The sequence below is a fragment of the [Clostridium] scindens genome, assembly GCF_019597925.1.
In the GTDB taxonomy this organism is placed as follows: domain Bacteria; phylum Bacillota; class Clostridia; order Lachnospirales; family Lachnospiraceae; genus Clostridium_AP.
The window spans coordinates 3,780,736-3,800,574 of sequence record NZ_CP080442.1; the positions used below are offsets into that span (position 1 = coordinate 3,780,736).

Sequence of the window (19,839 nt, forward strand, 5' to 3'; positions counted from 1 at the left end):
ATCATAGTTCCCTCAAAAGGAGGCTGTAAAAAACAGTCCCCAACGAAGAATCGCCAGTTCCGGCAAATGCCGGTTCTGGCGATTCTTCGTTGGGGACTTATTTACGGCCCCTTTTCTATCTCTATTTCTATTATTCTTGTGAATCCAACGCCTGCGCATCCGTCGTCGGTGCCTTGATGCATGCCACAAGCCCAATGATCACTAATGCTGCCGCAGATACGATAAATCGCTTGGAAATGTCTCCGCCAGCCATATTTGCCAGAGGGTTTACCACATAGGCTGAGATAAAGTTGCCTACATTATAGGTTGCGGAAACGATCGCGATTGCAAGGGAAGCCTGCGCCGCAGGAACCATATTCGCTGCAAACGTGACTGCTCCCGGATTGCGGATGGCAAATCCGAATCCCACTACCGCCGCTCCGATACAGATCACCGGAAGGCTTGTGGAGAAACCTACCATGGCTGTTCCCGCTGCCATCATGAGGATTGCGGCTCCGATGGTAAACCGCTTGAATATCTTAACCGTATTGCCCAGCACCAGTCCTCCCAGGATGCCGATGACCTGCATGATAGACGCTACTGTTCCGGCAGTGCTGGCATCGCCGATTCCTTTCCGGTCAATATACATGGCAATGTTGGTGTTGAATGTTGCAACAAAAATACCGGTGATCAGGCACAGTGCGCCAAAGTATACCATGCTCCCTGAGATGCCGGATTTGGCCTTCTCTGTCTTCGGAAGCACTTCTCCTTTCGGCACCGTCAGCATGACGATCAGGATGATCGGAATGCAGATCAGGAATACGAGATATCCCCGCTTCCATCCTGCCATAGCGGTAAACAATCCGGAGCCTTTTGCGATCAGAGTGCCGCCAATACTTACGAAGATAGACTGGAAGCCCATAACCCTTGATTTTTCAATGCCTGTAAAATAATCGGATATCAGTGATGAACTTACAACCACCACCAGGGAAAGACCTGCGCCAATCACGATGCTGGCCGCATACAGCATCCACAGCTGAGTGTTCAATACCTGCGGCATCAATCCTCCGATCAGCATCAGCACTGTACCGATAACCGCTATATCACGCTTGGTGATCTTAGGCTCCATAAATGGTTCCAAAAACATCATAGGCAGCGTAGTCAGGTTGATCAATGTAAGTACGATCTGGATTGCCGAATCACTTGCATCCGGGAAGAATTTTCCTACTTCCGCGAGAATCGGGGCCAGAGCGCTGTTGCACGCCATCGTAAGCGACATTACCAGCAGGCCCGCTGCTATCACTTTTTTGTTTTTTCCTTTTTCCATTTTCTCTTCTTCTCCTTTAGATTTTTATCTCTTCCATATGTACTTTCTTTCTTCTCCCCTGAGATATGCCAGAACCTCCTGGGCCATCATCTCTCCTGACCAGTTGTCTACGTCTGTCGTAAGTCCGGCCATATGCGGAGTGCATACTACATTTCGCATAGATAGCAAAGGATGGTTGGCCGGCACCGGCTCCTTCCAATACACGTCTATTGCAGCGCCGGCGATTTCTCCATTTTGCAGCGCCTCAACAAAGTCTTTCTGGTCAATGACTGCTGCCCTTGCCGTATTGATCAGGATGGCAGTAGGCTTCATCTTTGAAAACCAGTCTTTATTTACTATTCCTTTGGTAGCGTCGATAACCGGAAGATGGATGCTGACCATATCGCTTTCTGCGAGCATCGTATCCAGATCCACTGCTCTTGCGCCATCCGCCTCGATTCTTTCCGCCGGCATATAAGGATCGTACGCGAGAATCTCCATTCCAAAGGCTTTTGCACGCACGGCGACTTCCCGTCCGATCGCGCCGTACCCTGCAATTCCAAGCTTCTTTCCATACAGTTCAAAGCCGATGCCATAGTCTGTAAAAGGATGATTCTCATCCAGCGGTCCCCAGATTACATTCTTTACGTCTGGCACATCGTATATATTTTCCATAGGCTCGCCCAAATGCTCGCCTTTCTGCAGCCCGGTCGCGCTAAGCGTAAGTTTTCTGGCCACAGCCAGCATCAGTCCGATGTTGAACTCCGCTACGGCAACCCGGTTTCTTCCCGGCGTATAGGATAATGGAATTCCCGCTGCCTTTAACGCTTCATTATCTACCGTAACCGGCGTTCCTTTTGCCACGCCGATAAATTTCATTCCGGATCCTATCCACTCGCCAAGCGTGTCGGCGCCGGCATTCTCATCTCCCAGCACCACGATCTCATACCCTTTGCATTCCTCGCGGATGGATTCTTCTGTTACATTTCCTTTGCCGTGCTTCAATTCGCCGGCAATGGTAATATCGCAGAATTCTTCAATTTCCTGTCTTCTCTTCTCCGGCAATTGGGTGCACAATACCAATTTCTTCTTCATGACGTCCTCCTTCTATCTTCATTCCTATACTAGCAGCGCGCTGTAATACGCTGTATTTATTGCATCGTAGATTTTTCCTATCTTCTTGCAGTCTCCGATAATATAGTACTCATCCACCAGATCTGCCAATTCATCCACTTTGTCATACGGCGAGGTAAAGCCAAGGGCGCACACTACCGTATCCGCCTCCACCAGCATCTCTTCTCCATTTCTCTCGCAGAGAACGCCTGATGGAACCACTTCTTTTACCTTCGTATCTACATAGCATATGGCAGCCTTTTCTACTTCCGGCATCAGCCCTCCCCGGTAGAAGGAATTGACTTCTTCCGCAATGGCAGCCTTCATCTCGATGATCGTGCATTCCTTTCCTTCGTGGTGGAATCCGATTGCCGCTTCTGCTCCTACCAGGCCGCCTCCCATGATGGCTACTTTTTTGCCCAGCTTTTCCGGGCAGAGTTCTGCCTCAATGGCCATAACCACCTTGTCAGAATCCAGGCCCTTGATTGGCGGGCGCATTTCATTGGATCCGATTGCTACAAAAAGCACATCCGGCTCCGTCTCTTTCACGTAAGCAGGCGTAACTTCCGTATTAAGCCTGACATCGACGCCTGCCCGGCTGACTCTCTTTTCCATCACTTCAATCAACTTGCGGATGTCTTCTTTAAAATATGCCGCTCCTGCGGGGTGAAGGTTTCCGCCTAATTTGTCAGACTTCTCTGCAAGAATGACCTCATGGCCTCTATTGGCTGCAGTGATTGCTGCCTGCATTCCCGCAGGGCCTCCCCCTGCCACCAGGACTTTCTTCTTCTGCCCAGGCGCTTTCTTTGGCAGTTTTGCTGCCAGCTGCTCTCCCATGGTAGGGTTTACCGCGCACTTAACCATCTCCAGCTGGCCTGTAGCGCCAAAGCACTCGTAACACCTCAGGCACGGGGTAATATCATCTGCGCAGCCATCGTATGCCTTCTTCGGCAGATATGGATCTGCAAGGCTTGCCCGCCCCAGCTCCACTACATCCGCCTGTCCGGACTTAATGATTTCTTCCATCTGGGCCGGATCATTCAAAGAGCCTACACAGGCCACGGGCGTCTTCACATGCTTCTTAATCTCTGCAGCCAGATATACATTTACCCCTCTTTTATAGAAGGCGGATGGATGCGTGCGGCAGAACATATCCGGATCTTCGTGGTTTCCGCAGGATACATTGATCAGATCCACTTTGTCGTCGATCATCCTGGCTACTTCGATGCACTCCTCAAGCCCGAGTCCTTTATCGGTCATGTCATCACCGGATATCCTGGCTTCGATCGGGAATCCGGGACCTACTGCATCCCTTACAGCGTCCAGGGCCAGCAGGAAGAATCTTGCCCGGTTTTCAAGGGATCCGCCGAACTCATCTGTGCGTCGGTTCCACACCGGAGACAGGAACTGTGAAAACAGCCATCCATGCGCCGCATGAACCTGTACCATATCGAATCCGGTCTCCTTGCACAGCCTTGCGGCCTTTCCATAGGATTCGATAATCTCATAGATCAAATCTCTTGGCATCTCCTTTACCTCGCCCGCCGGCATGGACATCTCGCTTGGTCCATAGGCGACACTGCAGGTATCTACATCCCCTCCTACGCTGGCGAGTCCTCCGTACATGCCTCCATGGGAGAGCTGTATATTCGCAAAAGCCCCGGCATTATGGATCGCCCTCGCTGCTTCCGTCATTCCCTGGCGTACGCCGAATGCATCCAGCTGGAGCTGCTTATTATGGGACTTTCCCGTAGCAGAGTGCACGATCGCTTCTCCATAAGTAACGACTCCTGCGCCGCCCATCGCCTTCTCTTCCAAGTATGCGATCATCTCCGGCGTAAAGTGCCCATTCAGATCAATCATGCTGGGACTGGTAGGCGCGCAGATAATTCTGTTCTTCATTCTGATATTTCCCACCCTTAATGGAGCAAACAGATGGGGATACTGCTTTCCTTTTCCACACACGCATTTTGTTTCCATATCTTATCTCCTTCCCCGCAATCCCGGCATCTCTATAATGCCTTGCGCAGGATTGCGAGAACATCTTCTTTGGTTACATTCTGTCTGGGGTTGAATCCCAGCACTGGCTCTTTCAGTACGTCGTCCGCAAGCATATTCAGGTCTTTTTCCTCAATTCCCTGCTGGGACAAGGTCTTGATGCCCAGTTCCTTGGTCAGTTTCAGCAGTTCTGCGGACAGCAGATACTTATCCTCTTCTACATTTCCCGTCACCGGCAGATGAATTGCCCGGGCAAGTTCCACCATCTTCTCCGGGCAGCTGTCTGCATTGTACTCCATAACGTATGGAAGCACCGTGGCATTTGCCATGCCATGAGCAAGGTGAAAATGCGCGCTCAGCGTATGCGCGATGCCGTGTACCAGTCCCAGGTTGGCATTAGAGAACCCGAATCCGGCAATGATGCATCCCAGCATCATCTGCTCTCTTGCCTCCATATCCGCGCCGTTCTTTACCGCCCGCGGCAGATATTCATAGAAAATCTGCAGTCCTTTTAGAGAATGGTACTCTGTCAGAGGCGTTGCCATATTGGAAATATAACTTTCTACCGCATGGGTAATGGCATCCATTCCGGTGGCCGCCGTCACAGAAGGAGGCATGGTCTTGGTAAATTCCGGATCGGCGATTACCTTGTCAACTACGATCTTATTGTCTATGATCACATATTTGCAGACTGCCTTGGTATCTGTAAGCGCTACTACATTCGTAATCTCGCTGGAAGTTCCTGCCGTTGTCGGTATCGCGATCAGAGGCAGCACCTGATTCTTTACCAGTCCGATTCCGCCATACTGTCCGATCGGCCCCGGGTTGGTCATCAGTATATTTACCGCCTTTGTCAAGTCAATGCTGCTTCCTCCGCCCACTGCCACAAAGACATCGATCTCTTCTTTCTGCGCCAGCAGCGCTGCCTCTTCCACAACTTCATTGGTGGGATTGGGGATTACGCCGTCAAACACGGTAACCTTCGCGTCGGCTTTTTCTACCTCCGCAAGTACTTTTTCTGCAATGCCTGCCATCTTAACGCCTGCATCGTAGACCACCATCACGCTCTTAGCGCCATATTCCTTTAACATATCGGGTAATTTCTTTACGGCATCTTTGCCAAATACAACATTGCTGCTTACAAAAAATTCTCTGGCCATCTTCTCGTATTCCTCCTGTTTAGACTGCCTGGTCGGCAGCAATCAATTCCTTCATCTTCTTTACCCCTGCCTCCGGCATTGGCTCAAAATTGCCAAGCACCTTCGCGTAGTAAGCCGTTGTTGCCATCTCTTCGGTATAAACGGTGGCTGCCATTGCCGCCTTCATGTCCTTGCCGCAGCAGAACATGCCATGATTCTTGATCAATACGGATCTTCCGTCGCTTCCCAGTGCCTCCACTACTTTGTCTGCCACTTCATCGCTTCCTGGCATGGTAAATGGCACGATTCCTACCGGTACAAATTCGCACTGGGGAGGAGTGATCGGTACAAGCTGCGCGTCATCACCCATTGCCATAATGGTTGCAAACATTCCGTGGGTATGTACCGTTGCCTTGACATCCGGCCTCGCTCTCATAACCGCCGTATGCATCGGCACTTCTGAGGACGGCTTGTATGGCCCGTCCAGCCATTTCCCATTCAGGTCTACGATTGCGATATCCTCTGCCGTCATTCCTTTATATGATATTCCGCTTGGCGTGATCGCCACCACATCATCCTCATCGTCTCTCATAGCAATGTTTCCGGATGTCCCATGGATCAGCCCCTGATCTACCGCGTCTAATATAGCATCCAATACCTGTTTTCTGATTTTTTCATATTTCATAGTGATTACCTCCTTCAATTTCTAATGCAATTTTAATATAGCCATCTTTTCATATCAAACAGCATTTTTCCGTTTTAAAGCGGAAATAATCATCAGAAATATTCCTCTTTTGTCTTGACTTTTCCGGATCTGCTCTCTATTATTGAAAATAATTCATATATCATTTCCTAAATAAGGAGGAAAAATATGACACCTCTTACATTATCGCTCCGGCAGAGGAAGCTGGTTCATTATCTCCAGCTTCAGAGCGCCTATACTACTGGCCAGGAGCTTGCCAGCCAGCTTCAGGTATCTGCCCGGACCATCCGCAATGACATTGCAGAAATCAACCAGATCCTTAATGGCACCGGAATCCGTATCGCTTCCAAGCGAAGCGAAGGCTACCTTCTGGTGTCCAGCAACCAGGACCAGTTAAAAGAATTAAGCCGGACCAGCAGTTCTTTTCTGTCAAGAGATGAGCGTGTAAGGCATATTGCCTTTAGGCTATGCCTTTCCGATGAGCCGGTGAATCTTTACGACCTGGAGGATGAGATGTTTATTAGCCGAACAACGCTGGAGCATGACCTTCATGCACTCCGTGCCGACTATATCCTTCCGGCGCCGCACATTAAGTTCCACCGCCACAAGAACACCATCTCTTTCGAGCCGGACGAGCGGAAGCGAAGGGCGCTTCTGAACAGGCTTTTTACCGAGAACTGGAATTATAACGCCAAAGGCAACGCCTATTATCAGTACCAGTATCTGGATGAGCGGGTGGTCAACCTTATTATGCAGGAGGTCAATTACTATATGACCCAGTACAATATCATGATGGAAGACATCAACATGGTCATACTGGATCTTGCAATCGCCATCATGTATTACCGCGTAACCAGCGGGCACGAGCTGACAGCTCCACGGGAGATACAATACCAGGATTCTACCGCCGTCCACGCTGTAGAAGATCTCCTGGATTCTCTGGAGGCGAAGCTGTCCTGCCATTTTCCTTCCATCGAGCGCGAGGATATCTATCTTCATGTGTCCTGCAGCCGGATGCTGGATGCAGGTAAATTGAATTTCGCCACGGTTGAAGCCTTTTTCGAAAAGGAGATTATCGCCCTGGCGGATACTTATATCCAAAGGATTGCGGACACTTACTGCCTGGACTTTTCAGACAATGAAGACTTCTATATAACCTTGCTGCAGTACCTGCGTTACCTGTCCCTGCCGGTCCATTATTTTAATTCGATACAGACCCAGTCAGATATCGCTCGTTCCCGGCTGCTGATTGAATTCGAGATAGCATTTTCCATCCAGTCTCTTGCCTTGGATTTTTATGGCAATTATCTGGATGATACGAAACTGCTTTATCTTGCCTTCTGTATCTCGGGCGCGCTGGCTTATAAAAACCGGACGTCTCCCAGGCTTAAGACCGTCATCATGTGCCAATTGAATCTGTCCTCCTCCTGGGATTTAAAACATAGGATTCTGAGCAAGTTCAAGGATTACATTGATCTGAGCGCCCTTCTGCCTGTATATGTAAAAGATAACTACGACTTCACAAAGGTGGATCTTATCATTACCACGGCCAACAAGGAGATCACCCGCGAGCCCAACTGCAAGACTCTGCTGATTACGCCTTTCCTGACTCAGGCAGATCAGGAAAAACTGGAAAACCACATTGTAAAGACGCAGATCAACCGTCTCTACAATACCTCTCTGCCTTCTATCCAGGAGTTGTTCCAGGAGGCATTCTGGCATGAAAAGGTAGTCGCTGATGACCGTTTCTCCGTGATAGAAATGCTGGCGAAGGACTTCATCAGCCGGGGCTATGTTTCCGGAAACTATCTGGCCGACATCCTCCGGAGGGAATCCATCCTGACTTTTGCCTTCCAGCCCAGTATCGTGCTGATGTATTCGCTAGAGCCAAGTACAAAGACTTGCCTGTCCATCGCTACGCTTGATCATCGTATCAAATGGAATTCCTACAAGATCCGTACCGTGATCATGGCCGCTATCCGTCCGGAAGACATCACCATAGTCTTTCGGCTGATCAACGAACTGTACTACGAAGGGTTCAGCCCGGATGAGACGCGGTTCTTAAAAACCAGGGAAGAACTTATTGATTTCTTCCGGAGATTTGCATAAAAAAGCAGAGCATGGCCAGATCGGTCATGCTCTTATTCATACAGATTATCTTGTCATTAATTCCGGATGCTTCAGTTTATCCCACTTGCCTTCTTCCGTCTTTGCGACGATCAGGATATTGATCAGGAACAAGCAGAGATATACAATATACGCGCCCGTCAGGCTTCCCGTCACCTTCATCACTACCGCGTTTACGACGAAATTCAGGCACCCGATGCAGTAGTTGATAGGAAAGATGACTCCATTGACCTTTGGATAATCCAGTACTCCAAAGATCGATGCCGGGAAGGACAGAGACATATTCGTACTTCCTCCCAGGGAAAATCCCACGATAAATATGGAGATGTATACAAAAGGCAGCCAGTAAGATGCCAGGAGATTAAAGAGTATCCCCAGTGCAAAGATACCGCAGTATATCATGCAGGCTTTTTTTGTCCCAAGCTTCGTGTCGATGTAGCCGATCGCGTAACTTCCTACGATTCCTACCAGTCCCGCCACCGTCATCGCAGATATGGCGACTCCGTTGGATAGCCCAAGGGCGGTATTACGCGGCACGAATTGGGTAATGATCCCCAGAAGGCCCAGGGTAATGAATCCCGGCACTACTGCCGCCAGCCATACTTCCTTGCATCTGAGCATCTTCGGTATCGTCCAGTCGCTGACATAGTCTTCATGATCCGTCAGATTCTTATATTCCGCTTCGTAGACTTCTTTGGTCACGTTATCCGGATACATGCCTGCTTCAATCGGATCATCTCTCAACGTCGCATAGGCAAATATTCCCAGCGCGATGGCCGCTGCGGCAAACACGGAAAGGCTTGTCTTATATTCTGCCATCGTCAGCAACACTGTCATGATCGGCGCCAGTACCGCAGTGCCGATATTCGCGCCAATGGTACTGATTCCATTGACGACTCCCCGTTTCTTGGGGAACCAGTCGGACTGCATCGGTCCGGTGCAAAGATAAAAGCACCCCTGTCCGCAGCTTACCATGATGCATTGTGATAACCCATACATTACAATATTCGTCGCCCTCAAAAACAGGAAGTAAAATGTGAGCCCAAATATAATGAACAATGCGGCGCTTACCTTTCTGCCGCCAAAACGGTCCCGGAACTTGGCAATTACGAGCATCATCGCAACGCCTACGAAGCCCGCCACGGTTCCCATGCTCAGGCATAGTTCGTAATCAAGTCCCGCCCCTTCGGCAATGGCCGGCAATGCAATGTTCAGACCATCGTTGACTCCTGCGTTCGTTACCAGCATCGCGAGAATTGCAAAAATCATTAGATTCCAGCCTTTGCCCAGGCGGAAGCTTTCTCTAATCGTTAACTTCTTATCCATACCTCTCTTCTCCCAGCTTCTACTTATTATTAAGCATAATCAAATCGTTGGTTATATCGATGCACCATTTTTCAACTGCCAACTTTTATAATAACAATGTACAACTGAGACGTATTTTCCTTCAACTATACTTTTTCCGTTTTGTTAAGGAAAAAAGAAGTTAACACTCATTGCCTGCCTATATCTCCCGGGTGTATTTCCCCAGCCACTCCTTTTCCTTGCTATTCAGATAAGGAGACACCTTTTTATATACAGCCTTATGATACTTATTCAGCATCTTTCTCTCTTCTCTGGACATCAATTCCGGATTGATCGCGTCCAGATCTATGGGTACATAGGTAAGAGGTTCAAAACACATGAACTGTCCATATTCATTCTCCTCCCACTCGCGTACCAGAAGTTCATTTTCAAGCCGGATGCCATGCGACCCTTCAATATAGATACCCGGCTCATCCGTTATGATCATGCCTTCCTCAAAAGGCTGCGTCTCGCCGGCCCGGTACTGCCAGCGGAAACTTGCCGGCCCTTCATGAATATTCAGGAGGTATCCAACGCCATGTCCAGTTCCGTGATTGTAATCAAGCCCCCTGTCCCAGAATGGCTTGCGTGCGATCACGTCCAAGTTCATGCCGCTGCATCCCTTCCGGAATCTTGCATTTGCCAGCTGCAGATTGCTGATCGCGACTATGGTAAAATGATCCTTCATAATCTGCGGGATCTTGCCAAGGGCATAAGTCCTGGTAATGTCCGTAGAGCCTTCATAGAACCCCGCTCCCGTATCTGTCAGGAACAGATATCCTTTCTTAAGTTCTACATCCGTATCCGGCGATGAGGAATAATGTACGATTGCCGCATGCTCTCCAAAGGAACAGATGGGCTCGAAGCTTGGCCGGATAAAATTCCCCATCTCTTTGCGGAACTCATCTAATTTTTCCGAGGCGCTCATTTCGGTAATTCTGCTCTTACCCACATTCTCTTTCAGCCATTTCATGAACCGGACATGTGCCACGCTGTCCTTGATCTGTGCTTGGCGAATATTTTCGATCTCCACCGGATTCTTGATCGCCTTAAACAAGATCTCCGGGTTTCTCTCCTCAATCCTCACCACATCCTTAGGGATGCTCCGATACAGCGCATAGTTTAGTCTGTCCGGATCAATCATCAGCCGGTCTTCCGATGACAGGCCGCAGACATCCATGTATATGGCATTGTAGGAATGAAGGATGACGCCATCCTTGGCAAGCTTGTCCTTAATTTCCTCATCTAATTTCTTCTCATCAATATACAGATGCATATAATTCATGCTGATAATGGCATAGGACAGAACCAAGGGAAAGAATTCGATATCATTTCCCCTTATATTAAGCGTCCAGCAGATATCGTCCAGGGTTGTCAGCAGATGCATCGTGGCTCCTTGCTCCTCCATCACCGATCGGATACGCTTAAGCTTGCTGGCCGTAGATTCCCCCGCATATTTTTCTTCCAGTATGAATACCGGCTCTTCTGAAATCCCTGGCCTATCCGTCCATATCTTGTCAATCAAATCATATCGGAAGACCACTCTGCCCTTCTTCCTTCTGGCGATTGCTTCATATCGGCATCCTTCCCCCATAGATACCGTCCGTCCGTCAAATCCAATCGCTCCTCCCTCCGGAAGCGCTTCCTCCAGGTATTCTTCTATCGTCGGCGTATCCGGATGGCCCATCTTCATCAATTCCACATGGCTGTCTGCAAGTTCCCCGGCTGCCTGGATAAAGTACCGCCCATCCGTCCAAAGCCTCGCTTCACGCCTGGTGATAACCGCAGTACCGGCAGAACCAGTAAAGCCCGTAATAAATTTTCTCGCTTTAAAGTATTCTCCTACATACTCGCTTTGATGGAAGTCAGAAGTCGGAACTACATATATGTCAATATCTTTTTCTTCCATGTGGCGCCGCAATTCCAAAATTCTCTCGTCTACATTCATATTCGTCCATCCCCCGTTTAATAAGTCACTACTATTATACGGTATCTAGTATAAACTTTCTACTATCTTATTATACTGTTGTACTTATTTCTCCTCCTCACGGCTCTGTATTCTATATAAGCCATAAAATACTCTTTTATGCATATTGCAATCTCCCTTTCTGCTTACTATAATGGAAATAAACAATCCTACGCTTCTGTACATCTAAAAATATACTAAGGAGGACTTTTTATGGAGACAAATAAAAAAATCCCCGACTGCCCGGTGGAAATGACGCTGCAGTTAATCGGAGACAAATGGAAGGTCCTGATCATCCGGGACCTGATGTCCGGAACCAAGAGATTCAATGAGTTAATGCGCTCTGTCAGCGGCATCACGCAAAAAGTGCTGACCAGCCACTTAAGAGCCATGGAGCGGGATGGACTGGTTAACCGAAAGGTATATCCGGAAGTTCCGCCCAAGGTTGAGTATTCCCTCACCGATACCGGGCGAAGCCTGAAGCCGATTCTGGATTCCATGTGTGCCTGGGGAACTGATTATAAGAATACGCTGGAATAAAATAGTTTCAAACCAAGTAGCAAGCACAAAAAAACCGCCGTCCCCGGAGTACCAAAATGCTCCAAAAACAGCGATCTTTAAATGCGCGATCAGGGGCTCGAACCCTGGACACCCTGATTAAGAGTCAGGTGCTCTGCCAACTGAGCTAATCGCGCAGGCTTGTTTTGCGTTGCTGCGTTTTCTGTAACGCAAGATGTATTATATAATATACTTTTCTAAAATGCAAGTGTTTTTTTATATTTTTTTCATATTTTCTTTACTTCCTTCATATATTAGTGGGGGAGGTATTTATATGAATCGCTTGTGGAAGTTTATTGAAAAGAAGGACATGCCTTATATCATTGCGGTAGCCGTGCTGGGCACGCTGAATCATTTCCTATATGAATTATCCGGCGGTGCGGCCATCTTTGCCTTGTTCTGCCCGGTTAACGAATCTACTTGGGAGCACCTGAAACTGCTTTTCTTTCCCTATCTCTTTGCGAGCATCTGGCAATATATAAATTCTAAGCCCAGATCTGGGATTATCAGTTTCTTTTATCACAGGCTCCTTGCCGTATTGTGCGGCATGGCTTCTGTTATTACGCTTTTCTATACTTATACCGGAGTCGTTGGGCGCCATTTTCTGATTATTGATATCCTGATCTTCTTATTTGGCGTACTGTTCTCCTTTTATGTGGCGTCGGCATGTTCCAGGAAAAGACCTCGCAGGCCATCCCAGACTATCGTATTCTCATCCTGGGTCATCCTTTCCCTGTGCTTTTTCGCCTTCACCTGCTTCCCACCGAACATTCCTCTTTTCTTTCCCCCGCAATAAAATAATGGATCTATGTCAAAAGGCCGTCATACATCTTAATGCATTTTCCCGTTAATTATAGTATAATCATGTTATCACATTACAGGAAAGGAGCATTAAAATTATGGCAAATGAACCCGTTAACTGCAAGATTGAACATCATGCCATTCTATTTGCATATCTGGCCAAGCGCGCCATAGAAATCTGTGGAGAAGAAGGAAAAGAAGCCATACTTGCTGGCATGACTACATATGGAAATGAAAGAGGCCAGCGAATGGCAGCCAATGCGCTGGCACATGGCGACGAGCTTAACACGATGACAAACCAGGCATATGGCGAATGGAAGCCGGATTACGATGGACAGATGGAATTCGGACAGCTGCGTACAGAGCCTACCTTGCAGACCTACATTTCCAAATGCGCCTGGTGCGACGCATGGAAAAAACACGGTCTAACAGAATTCGGTAAATTATATTGTGTCAATGTTGACAATGCAGTTTACCAAGGATTTCGATCAGATTTTGTATGCACCCCAACCACCACTTCCATGAGCTGGGGAGGGGAACGTTGCGAATTCGACTGGGGCTATCCGCTTTCTCCCGAGGAAGTATCTGCCCTGGCAGAAAAGAAAAAAGAACTGGGAACTTCCTGTATGAAAGATTTCAACTTCCATACAGCGCATCTTAAATCCACCATCTGCCAGGCTTTGATTCAGAGGCTGGGCGACGATGGGGAAAAAGCGGTGGAACTTGCTCTAAAGGACTATACAGATACCTTCGGCCAGGAATATCTGGATGTTCTGGAAGGCATCTTCCCGGAAACCGAATGATCAACCAAGGAGGCATACCATGAACACCTTAGAGAATCAGGAAAATATAATTGCAGCCTGGCTAAAGTCCCACGAAGCGGAACTTATCCAGACTGCCGATTATATCTTCCACCACCCGGAACTGGCATACCAGGAAACGCTGTCTTCCAAATGCCTCGCTGATCTGCTGGAACGGAATGGATTTACGATTTCCCGCAAAACAGCTGGAATCGACACGGCATTTACCGCTGAATGGGGAAGCGGAAAGCCCGTCATCGGCTTCCTGGCGGAATATGACGCTCTGGCAGAATTAGGCCATGCCTGCGGGCATAACCTTCTTGGAACCGGAGCGGCGGCCGCTGCCTGCGCATTAAAGGAAGATATGCAGGCCAGTCACACGGCCGGGACTATCCGCGTATATGGATGTCCTGCGGAAGAAATTATGTCCGGGAAGATTATCATGAACAGGCAGGGCATATTCGATGACCTGGACGTTGCTGTCACCTGGCATCCTTTTGACAGCAACCGGGTGAGCAACGACATCTGGCAGTCCCAGGACATCAAGAACTATATCTTCCATGGGGTCAGCGCTCACGCTTCCAAATCCCCTGAAAATGGCAGAAGCGCCTTGGATGCGGCTGAACTTATGAATATTGGCGTCAACTATCTGCGGGAGCACGTTGCAGATGATGTTCGCATGCACTATGCCTATATCGACAACGGCCTGCCCGCCAACGTGGTGCCGGATTTTGCAAAGACCAACTACTTTATACGCTCCAGCAAGCGGGCACGCACGGAAGATGCCAGCAGACGCGTGGACGACTGTGCTCGGGGCGCTGCTATGATGACCGGCACCAGTGTGGAGATCGAACTGGTTGGCAGCTGTAAGGAAATGAAAGTAAACCGGGTTCTTGCCGAACTTTACTATGATGCCATGACAAGAATACCCGTCCCTGAATATACTCAGGAAGAATTGGATTTTGCGGCAGACATTACCCGGGAAGCCGGCCTCGCCAGCCGTGGTACTTACTTCGCAGGGCTGGAGCCATTAGAAGATGCGCCCGTACCAATCTCTATTGGAACCGACGCTTCAGAAGTCAGCCACACGGTACCGCTGATCACCATCAGTGCCGCCACCATGTGCAAGGGCACGCCCCTTCACCACTGGGCTGCCGCCAAACAGGCAGGCATGAGCATCGGCCAAAAAGGAATGTTTTATGCTGCCAGGTGCATGGCAGAAGGCACAAAATTATTGCTTGAGAAACCAGAATATTTACACAAGGTGTGGGAATGTCATAAAATTGACACGTAACAATATTCACTTTTACACGTAACATTTTTCAATTTTGCTACGTGCACTTTTCACTTTTACACGTAACATTTTTCAATTTTGTTACGTGTCCCGTTAATCATTTAACATAAGGAGGAAGAATATGATTACTAAAAAAATCGGAATTATCGGATGCGGCAATATGGGAGGCGCCATTCTCTATGGAGCGCTGGAAAGCGGGGTCCTTCCAAAGGAGAGCGTCTATGTCTATGACATTAACCCTGTCATGATGGAAAAGGCCAAGGGATGGGGCGTAAACCTGGCAAAGGATGATGAGGAAGTATGCAGCAGCGCTGACATCGTGCTTCTGGCAGTAAAGCCGCAAAATGCCGCAGAAGCGCTGGCACAGTGCAAGAAGGCATTGGAGGGCAAGGCCATGATGTCTATCGTCGCTGGAGTTACTGTTGAACGTCTGCAGGACATGATCGACGGTGCTACCAGAATCCTGCGTATCATGCCAAATACTCCTGCAATGGTATTCGAAGGAGCCTTTGCACTCTGCTCTGACAATGATTTCAACGCAGACGAGCTGGAGGCTGCAAAGGCAATCTATGAGTCCATTGGCATCGTAGAACTTGTGCCGGAACACTTAATCGATGCCGTATGCGGACTTAGCGGCGGAGGGCCTGCCTATGCAGCCATGTTCATCGAGGCTATGGCTGACGGTGGCGTAAAGCAGGGGCTCCCCAGGGCTACAGCTTACCGCCTGGCTGCCCAGACCTGCCTTGGAACTGCCAAGATGATTCTGGAAAAAGGCATCCATCCAGGCGAACTGAAAGATATGGTGACATCTCCTGGCGGCACGACGATTGAAGGCTGCGAAGCCTTGGAAAAGGGCGGTATGAGGGCAGCTGTTATCGAATGCATCAACGCCGGAGCCGAGAAGTCAAGGAAATTGTAGACTAAGAAACTTTTTAGTGTACATATATGATTTAGGTCACATTCTGCAATTACATATCATAGGAAAAATATCAGAAGAGAAACATCATAAAAGGAAGCGTTCCCCGGGCGGCACCGAACTGCCTGCCCACAAACGCTTCCTTTCTATTTACCCTTTAACTAATACTCATCATCCACCCGCAGACGTCCTGCAATGATGTGAAATATCACCGCCACGCCAATCAGGCATGCAGCCGCTGCCTTTCCCGACGTGGTTGCCACAGTTGCCAGGATCCTTCCCAGAAATGGAATGGATAACGCTACCTTGCCCAGTAATTCGTCATAATCGACAGGCATAGGATCCTTCTTTTCATTGGCATCGCCTTTTGTGATAAATTTACCGGATACAGTCTGGTTCTTCACCACCCGGTGGGTGACGATCGCGCCGCTATCCGTACCCCTGTAAAATGCGATGACATCTTCCTTCTTTACCTCTTTTGGAGGAATCTCTTTCGTATAGATCAGGCTTCCTGTGGGAATCGCCGGCTCCATGCTTCCACTGATGACCGTATATATATCATAGCCGAACAGCCTGGGGACTGTAATCGGAATGCATAGTACGATAACCAGGATCAAAAGTACCGTTCCACCGATACTGAATATCTTCGCCAGAGTGTTCCTATGTTTTCCTGACGCTGTGCGTCTCTTTTTTCGTTTTCCCATTTTCCTTATGAGTCTGTCTTATGCTTTTTCTTGAAATATACGTAGGTCCCTATCAAGGCTCCCAGAGCGATCACCGCAACCACGATTCCCAGAACGATCGGTACCGGGCTGGTATTCCTTACGGTATCAGAATCTGAGGCATCAATATTGGCCTTCGGCGTATCTTCGTCATCCAGATCAACCGTTGCCTGCGGCACTCCTCCATCCGGATTCTCTACCGTCGGCGTCTCAACAGTTCCCGCTGCTGTCGCTGTACCGGCCCCTGCTGTCCCTGCGCCACCACCTGCCGTTGTACCTGGCGTAGCCGTTGTACCTGGCGTGCCCGTATCCGTACCGCCTTCCGTTCCTTCACCGCCTGCAGCAGGCTGCTGGACGCTTGACTGCGTATATGTAAATGCAAATACATTGTCCGCCTCATTTTTACCAAGCGTCTTTGTCAGGTTATAGGCATCAGGACGATATCCTTCAATATATTGATAGGCTATCACCGGCTTGTCGCCCACGGCCCCGTAATAGGTACGGCTAGGGGCAAGTTCATTCCCGCCGCCGTCCTGATAATTGACCGTATAAGATACCATATCGCCTTGGATGCCATAAGCAACCACATATTCTGCATCCTTCGTCACCGTAAATGCAGAGTCCGCAACCGTATTGTTGTCGCGGCCGCTTTCACGGACGCCCTTTATATAGTACTTATCGCCGTTTTTCAGATCAACCATTCCGGCAGTTGCATCCAGCACCACCACATCTCCGGCTCTCAGTCCGGTAATCCTGATGGCATCCCCGCCTGATATCTGGGCTGAGCCGCCGATTACGTGTACGCCGCCGGTTCCATTAAAGGTTCCCTGGTTCCCTGCAAATAGCGTTACCGTATAGGTATATTCCTTCTCATTTCCTCCTTCAGCCGCAAATGCAGTCTGAACGGTCATACACAGCAGAAGTGCCATGATCAGAAGGCCTTTTCGTAATCTCCCGCATGATCTCATACTTACTCTCATACTTATTCGGCCCCCTTTCCATTCCCATATCCGCCATGTGCTTCTGATGCCTGCTCATCCTTCTGGTCTCTCATTCGCTTGAGTACAAGAAGCAGAATCATCAGTCCCAGCGCAAGCGCTGCCAGAGATATGTAAAGCATTATGCTGGAATCATCGCCAGTCTTCACGGTCTTCGCCTTCTTGCCCGGAGTACCCGTCGCAGGTGGCGCGCCTGCCGCTTTCTCAGCGGCGAATTTCATCTGCAGTTTTGCCAATGTATTCTGGTAATCATTTCCGTGCGTCTCTCCCTCCAGAGATACTTTCAGGACAATCTTTGCTGATTTCCCTCCTGATATCCGATCCAGATAGAAGAATTCCTCCAATGAACTCGTTGCCTGATGAAGACCTTTCCCGCCTTTGCTGTCGCCCTCGCCTCCGATGGACTCACTACTATAAAGTAATGTAGATTCACCTCTCGGATTTACATAGTTAAGGATGTAGGAGTAAGCTCCGCCATTCGCGCTATTATCGCTGTCTTCCAGGCTTTGCAGTACCTCGTTGGCCATGTACCAGTCTGTATCTGCATGATAAGTATTCTCCAAAGTCAGCGTAATCTCTATGGAATCGCCTGGCTGTAGTTTATATACCGCCTCATCAATATCAGAACTTTTGAACGTGCTGTCCATCTTGTCTCCGTCAAAACTTACTTTCCATCCATCCTTGCCTTTAAAATCCTCTGCGGATACGCTCATAGGGATGGCAGCAAGCATGACCAGCATCAGAACAAAACGAATGATTTTCTTTCTCATGTCTCTCTCCTCCCTACTGCAGGCTTATAGTCCCGTCAGAAGCCACATTTACGTCAATACCCCACGCGCTTTTGATAGCATCCTTCGCATTATGCGTCTGAACCGCATCCACTTCTGCTTCCAGATTAAAATTCACGCCGTCATAGTTAAATGTAGTGGTAATCACCGTGTGACCATCTTCAATCCGGGTTTCCTCGGTTACCTTATTTGCCACCGCATCGTCAATCCGAATGCTGTCTGCAAATGCAGGTGCCATCTCTCCGCTCTTTAACACCCTTGGATAATATAGCATGATGCGTTCTTCTGTGGAATTATTCTTATCATTTATCCATCCGTTTCCCGTCATCCCAAGATCAATTAATTTTGGCGACAGAGATGTTACCTTGTTTCCATCTTTATCTGTCCAACTCTTCACTATGCTTACCCGAACATACTCATCGATTGCACCACTGTTTCTTACGGTTAGTTTTTCATCATACTTCTTCCCAAGGGCAACCTTTTCTTCTTTCCCAAGCATATCCTTAAGAAGTTCTCCTTGACTTTCCTTCCACGCATCCCCGCTTCCAGCATAATCCCTGGAACTAATGTCCTTACCGTTCTCCACCAGCGTTACGCCGATGTGGGATACTTCCAGCTGGGCCGTATAATTATCGCTGAAATAGGTAAGCGCTGCCCTTGTACTCCCTAGCGCGCTGGCTGCCAGCAGAATGACTGCCAGCGCCAATAACGCCATCGTCGTCTTATGGTTACTGCGGGAGGTCCTCTTCTTATTGTTCATTCATTATTCCCCCTCTCCGCCAATATCTGTTGTTGTATCGATAATCTTGCTCCAGTCTGCATAAGGAGTGCCATCATCTTTATAAAGCACTTGCGTGCACTCCTGGATTACCACGACGTTAAAACTATCCTTCAGGTCTTCCGGTATTGTAATCTCTGCCAGAAGTTCCTTTGTCATCCCTCCTGCCGGAAGAATGTCGTTATAGTACCAATAGCCGTCGCTGTCTCTTTCTTCCCATGCTCCGGCCTCTCCGGAGAACTGAACCGTAAACTGGCTTCCGCAGAATACCTTTACACGCACAAAGCATTCATTTTCTCCCGTATTCTGAATCTGAATATGCTTGGTCCAATTGTCAAATTCCTCTACAATATCCGTCTTCGATCCGATAGATATAGTATGGGATCCGCTAGCCGTCGCATAAGTTGTAAAATATGCGATGGCGCTGTGTATCGTCATGCTTCCGGCCAGAGCAACTGCAACGGCTGTCAGCCAGACTGTTTTCTTTTTTAAGAATTTTCTCATTGCTT

18 protein-coding genes and 1 tRNA gene are annotated in these 19,839 nt (G+C 48.6%); 6 read left to right on the plus strand and 13 right to left on the minus strand.

The features are described 5' to 3' along the window. Positions 1-130: 130 nt before the first annotated feature. Genes K0036_RS18145 through K0036_RS18165 form a run of 5 tightly spaced genes read right to left on the minus strand, consistent with a single transcriptional unit; the run spans position 131 to position 6,220 of the window. A complete protein-coding gene (locus K0036_RS18145; protein WP_025641213.1) occupies positions 131-1,306 on the minus strand; it encodes an MFS transporter in 1,176 nt (391 codons plus the stop codon). 24 nt (positions 1,307-1,330) lie between these two features. After that, positions 1,331-2,380, minus strand: a complete 1,050-nt coding sequence (locus K0036_RS18150; protein ID WP_220430337.1) for a 2-hydroxyacid dehydrogenase — start codon at positions 2,378-2,380, stop codon at positions 1,331-1,333. Between the two features lie 24 nt (positions 2,381-2,404). Beyond that, complete coding sequence (locus K0036_RS18155) at positions 2,405-4,378, minus strand: FAD-dependent oxidoreductase (protein ID WP_220430338.1); 1,974 nt, start codon at positions 4,376-4,378, stop codon at positions 2,405-2,407. Between the two features lie 32 nt (positions 4,379-4,410). Then, positions 4,411-5,556, minus strand: coding sequence for an iron-containing alcohol dehydrogenase (locus K0036_RS18160; RefSeq protein ID WP_220430339.1), 1,146 nt, complete (start codon positions 5,554-5,556; stop codon positions 4,411-4,413). Between the two features lie 19 nt (positions 5,557-5,575). After that, a complete protein-coding gene (locus tag K0036_RS18165) occupies positions 5,576-6,220 on the minus strand; it encodes a class II aldolase/adducin family protein (protein WP_025641204.1) in 645 nt (214 codons plus the stop codon). A 186-nt stretch (positions 6,221-6,406) separates the two neighbouring features. Here K0036_RS18165 and K0036_RS18170 point away from each other — a divergent pair, with 186 nt between their 5' ends. Further along, positions 6,407-8,347: a BglG family transcription antiterminator gene (locus K0036_RS18170; protein ID WP_220430340.1), complete on the plus strand. Its 1,941-nt coding sequence runs from the start codon at positions 6,407-6,409 to the stop codon at positions 8,345-8,347. Between the two features lie 45 nt (positions 8,348-8,392). Here the strand turns inward: K0036_RS18170 and K0036_RS18175 are convergent, their stop codons facing one another. Both K0036_RS18175 and K0036_RS18180 read right to left on the minus strand, forming a co-directional pair. Then, a complete protein-coding gene (locus K0036_RS18175; RefSeq protein WP_220430341.1) occupies positions 8,393-9,691 on the minus strand; it encodes an MFS transporter in 1,299 nt (432 codons plus the stop codon). Between the two features lie 178 nt (positions 9,692-9,869). Next, entirely contained in the window at positions 9,870-11,657 is a 1,788-nt protein-coding gene (locus tag K0036_RS18180; protein ID WP_220430342.1) for an aminopeptidase P family protein, read from the minus strand. 231 nt (positions 11,658-11,888) lie between these two features. Here K0036_RS18180 and K0036_RS18185 point away from each other — a divergent pair, with 231 nt between their 5' ends. Then, the gene (locus K0036_RS18185; RefSeq protein ID WP_025641196.1) at positions 11,889-12,215 is read left to right on the plus strand and encodes a winged helix-turn-helix transcriptional regulator; all 327 of its coding nucleotides are present in this window, start codon (positions 11,889-11,891) and stop codon (positions 12,213-12,215) included. 82 nt (positions 12,216-12,297) lie between these two features. Here the strand turns inward: K0036_RS18185 and K0036_RS18190 are convergent. Next, positions 12,298-12,370: transfer RNA gene (locus K0036_RS18190), tRNA-Lys, on the minus strand. A gap of 137 nt (positions 12,371-12,507) precedes the next feature. On the opposite strand from K0036_RS18190, the gene K0036_RS18195 reads away from it, so the two are divergent. The 4 genes from K0036_RS18195 (at position 12,508) to proC (ending at position 16,047) form a co-directional block, all read left to right on the plus strand. Continuing rightward, a complete protein-coding gene (locus K0036_RS18195) occupies positions 12,508-13,029 on the plus strand; it encodes a DUF6512 family protein (RefSeq protein ID WP_244095250.1) in 522 nt (173 codons plus the stop codon). 103 nt (positions 13,030-13,132) lie between these two features. Next, positions 13,133-13,837 carry an L-2-amino-thiazoline-4-carboxylic acid hydrolase gene (locus tag K0036_RS18200; protein ID WP_220430343.1) on the plus strand — a complete coding sequence of 235 codons (705 nt, stop codon included), beginning with the start codon at positions 13,133-13,135 and terminating at the stop codon, positions 13,835-13,837. 19 nt (positions 13,838-13,856) lie between these two features. Then, positions 13,857-15,128: an amidohydrolase gene (locus K0036_RS18205; protein WP_220430344.1), complete on the plus strand. Its 1,272-nt coding sequence runs from the start codon at positions 13,857-13,859 to the stop codon at positions 15,126-15,128. 121 nt (positions 15,129-15,249) lie between these two features. Then, positions 15,250-16,047: a pyrroline-5-carboxylate reductase gene (gene proC, locus K0036_RS18210; RefSeq protein WP_025641194.1), complete on the plus strand. Its 798-nt coding sequence runs from the start codon at positions 15,250-15,252 to the stop codon at positions 16,045-16,047. Positions 16,048-16,205: 158 nt separating this feature from the next. Here the strand turns inward: proC and K0036_RS18215 are convergent, their stop codons facing one another. The 5 genes from K0036_RS18215 to K0036_RS18235 are packed head-to-tail and all read right to left on the minus strand — an operon-like array spanning position 16,206 to position 19,834. Further along, on the minus strand, positions 16,206-16,748 hold the full coding sequence (locus K0036_RS18215; protein WP_220430345.1) for a signal peptidase I: 543 nt from the start codon (positions 16,746-16,748) through the stop codon (positions 16,206-16,208). A 5-nt stretch (positions 16,749-16,753) separates the two neighbouring features. Continuing rightward, positions 16,754-17,746, minus strand: coding sequence for a hypothetical protein (locus K0036_RS18220; protein ID WP_220430346.1), 993 nt, complete (start codon positions 17,744-17,746; stop codon positions 16,754-16,756). A gap of 2 nt (positions 17,747-17,748) precedes the next feature. Next, complete coding sequence (locus tag K0036_RS18225) at positions 17,749-18,534, minus strand: hypothetical protein (protein ID WP_025641190.1); 786 nt, start codon at positions 18,532-18,534, stop codon at positions 17,749-17,751. A gap of 13 nt (positions 18,535-18,547) precedes the next feature. After that, on the minus strand, positions 18,548-19,312 hold the full coding sequence (locus K0036_RS18230; protein WP_220430347.1) for a hypothetical protein: 765 nt from the start codon (positions 19,310-19,312) through the stop codon (positions 18,548-18,550). Between the two features lie 3 nt (positions 19,313-19,315). After that, positions 19,316-19,834: a hypothetical protein gene (locus K0036_RS18235; RefSeq protein WP_220430348.1), complete on the minus strand. Its 519-nt coding sequence runs from the start codon at positions 19,832-19,834 to the stop codon at positions 19,316-19,318. Positions 19,835-19,839 lie beyond the last annotated feature (5 nt).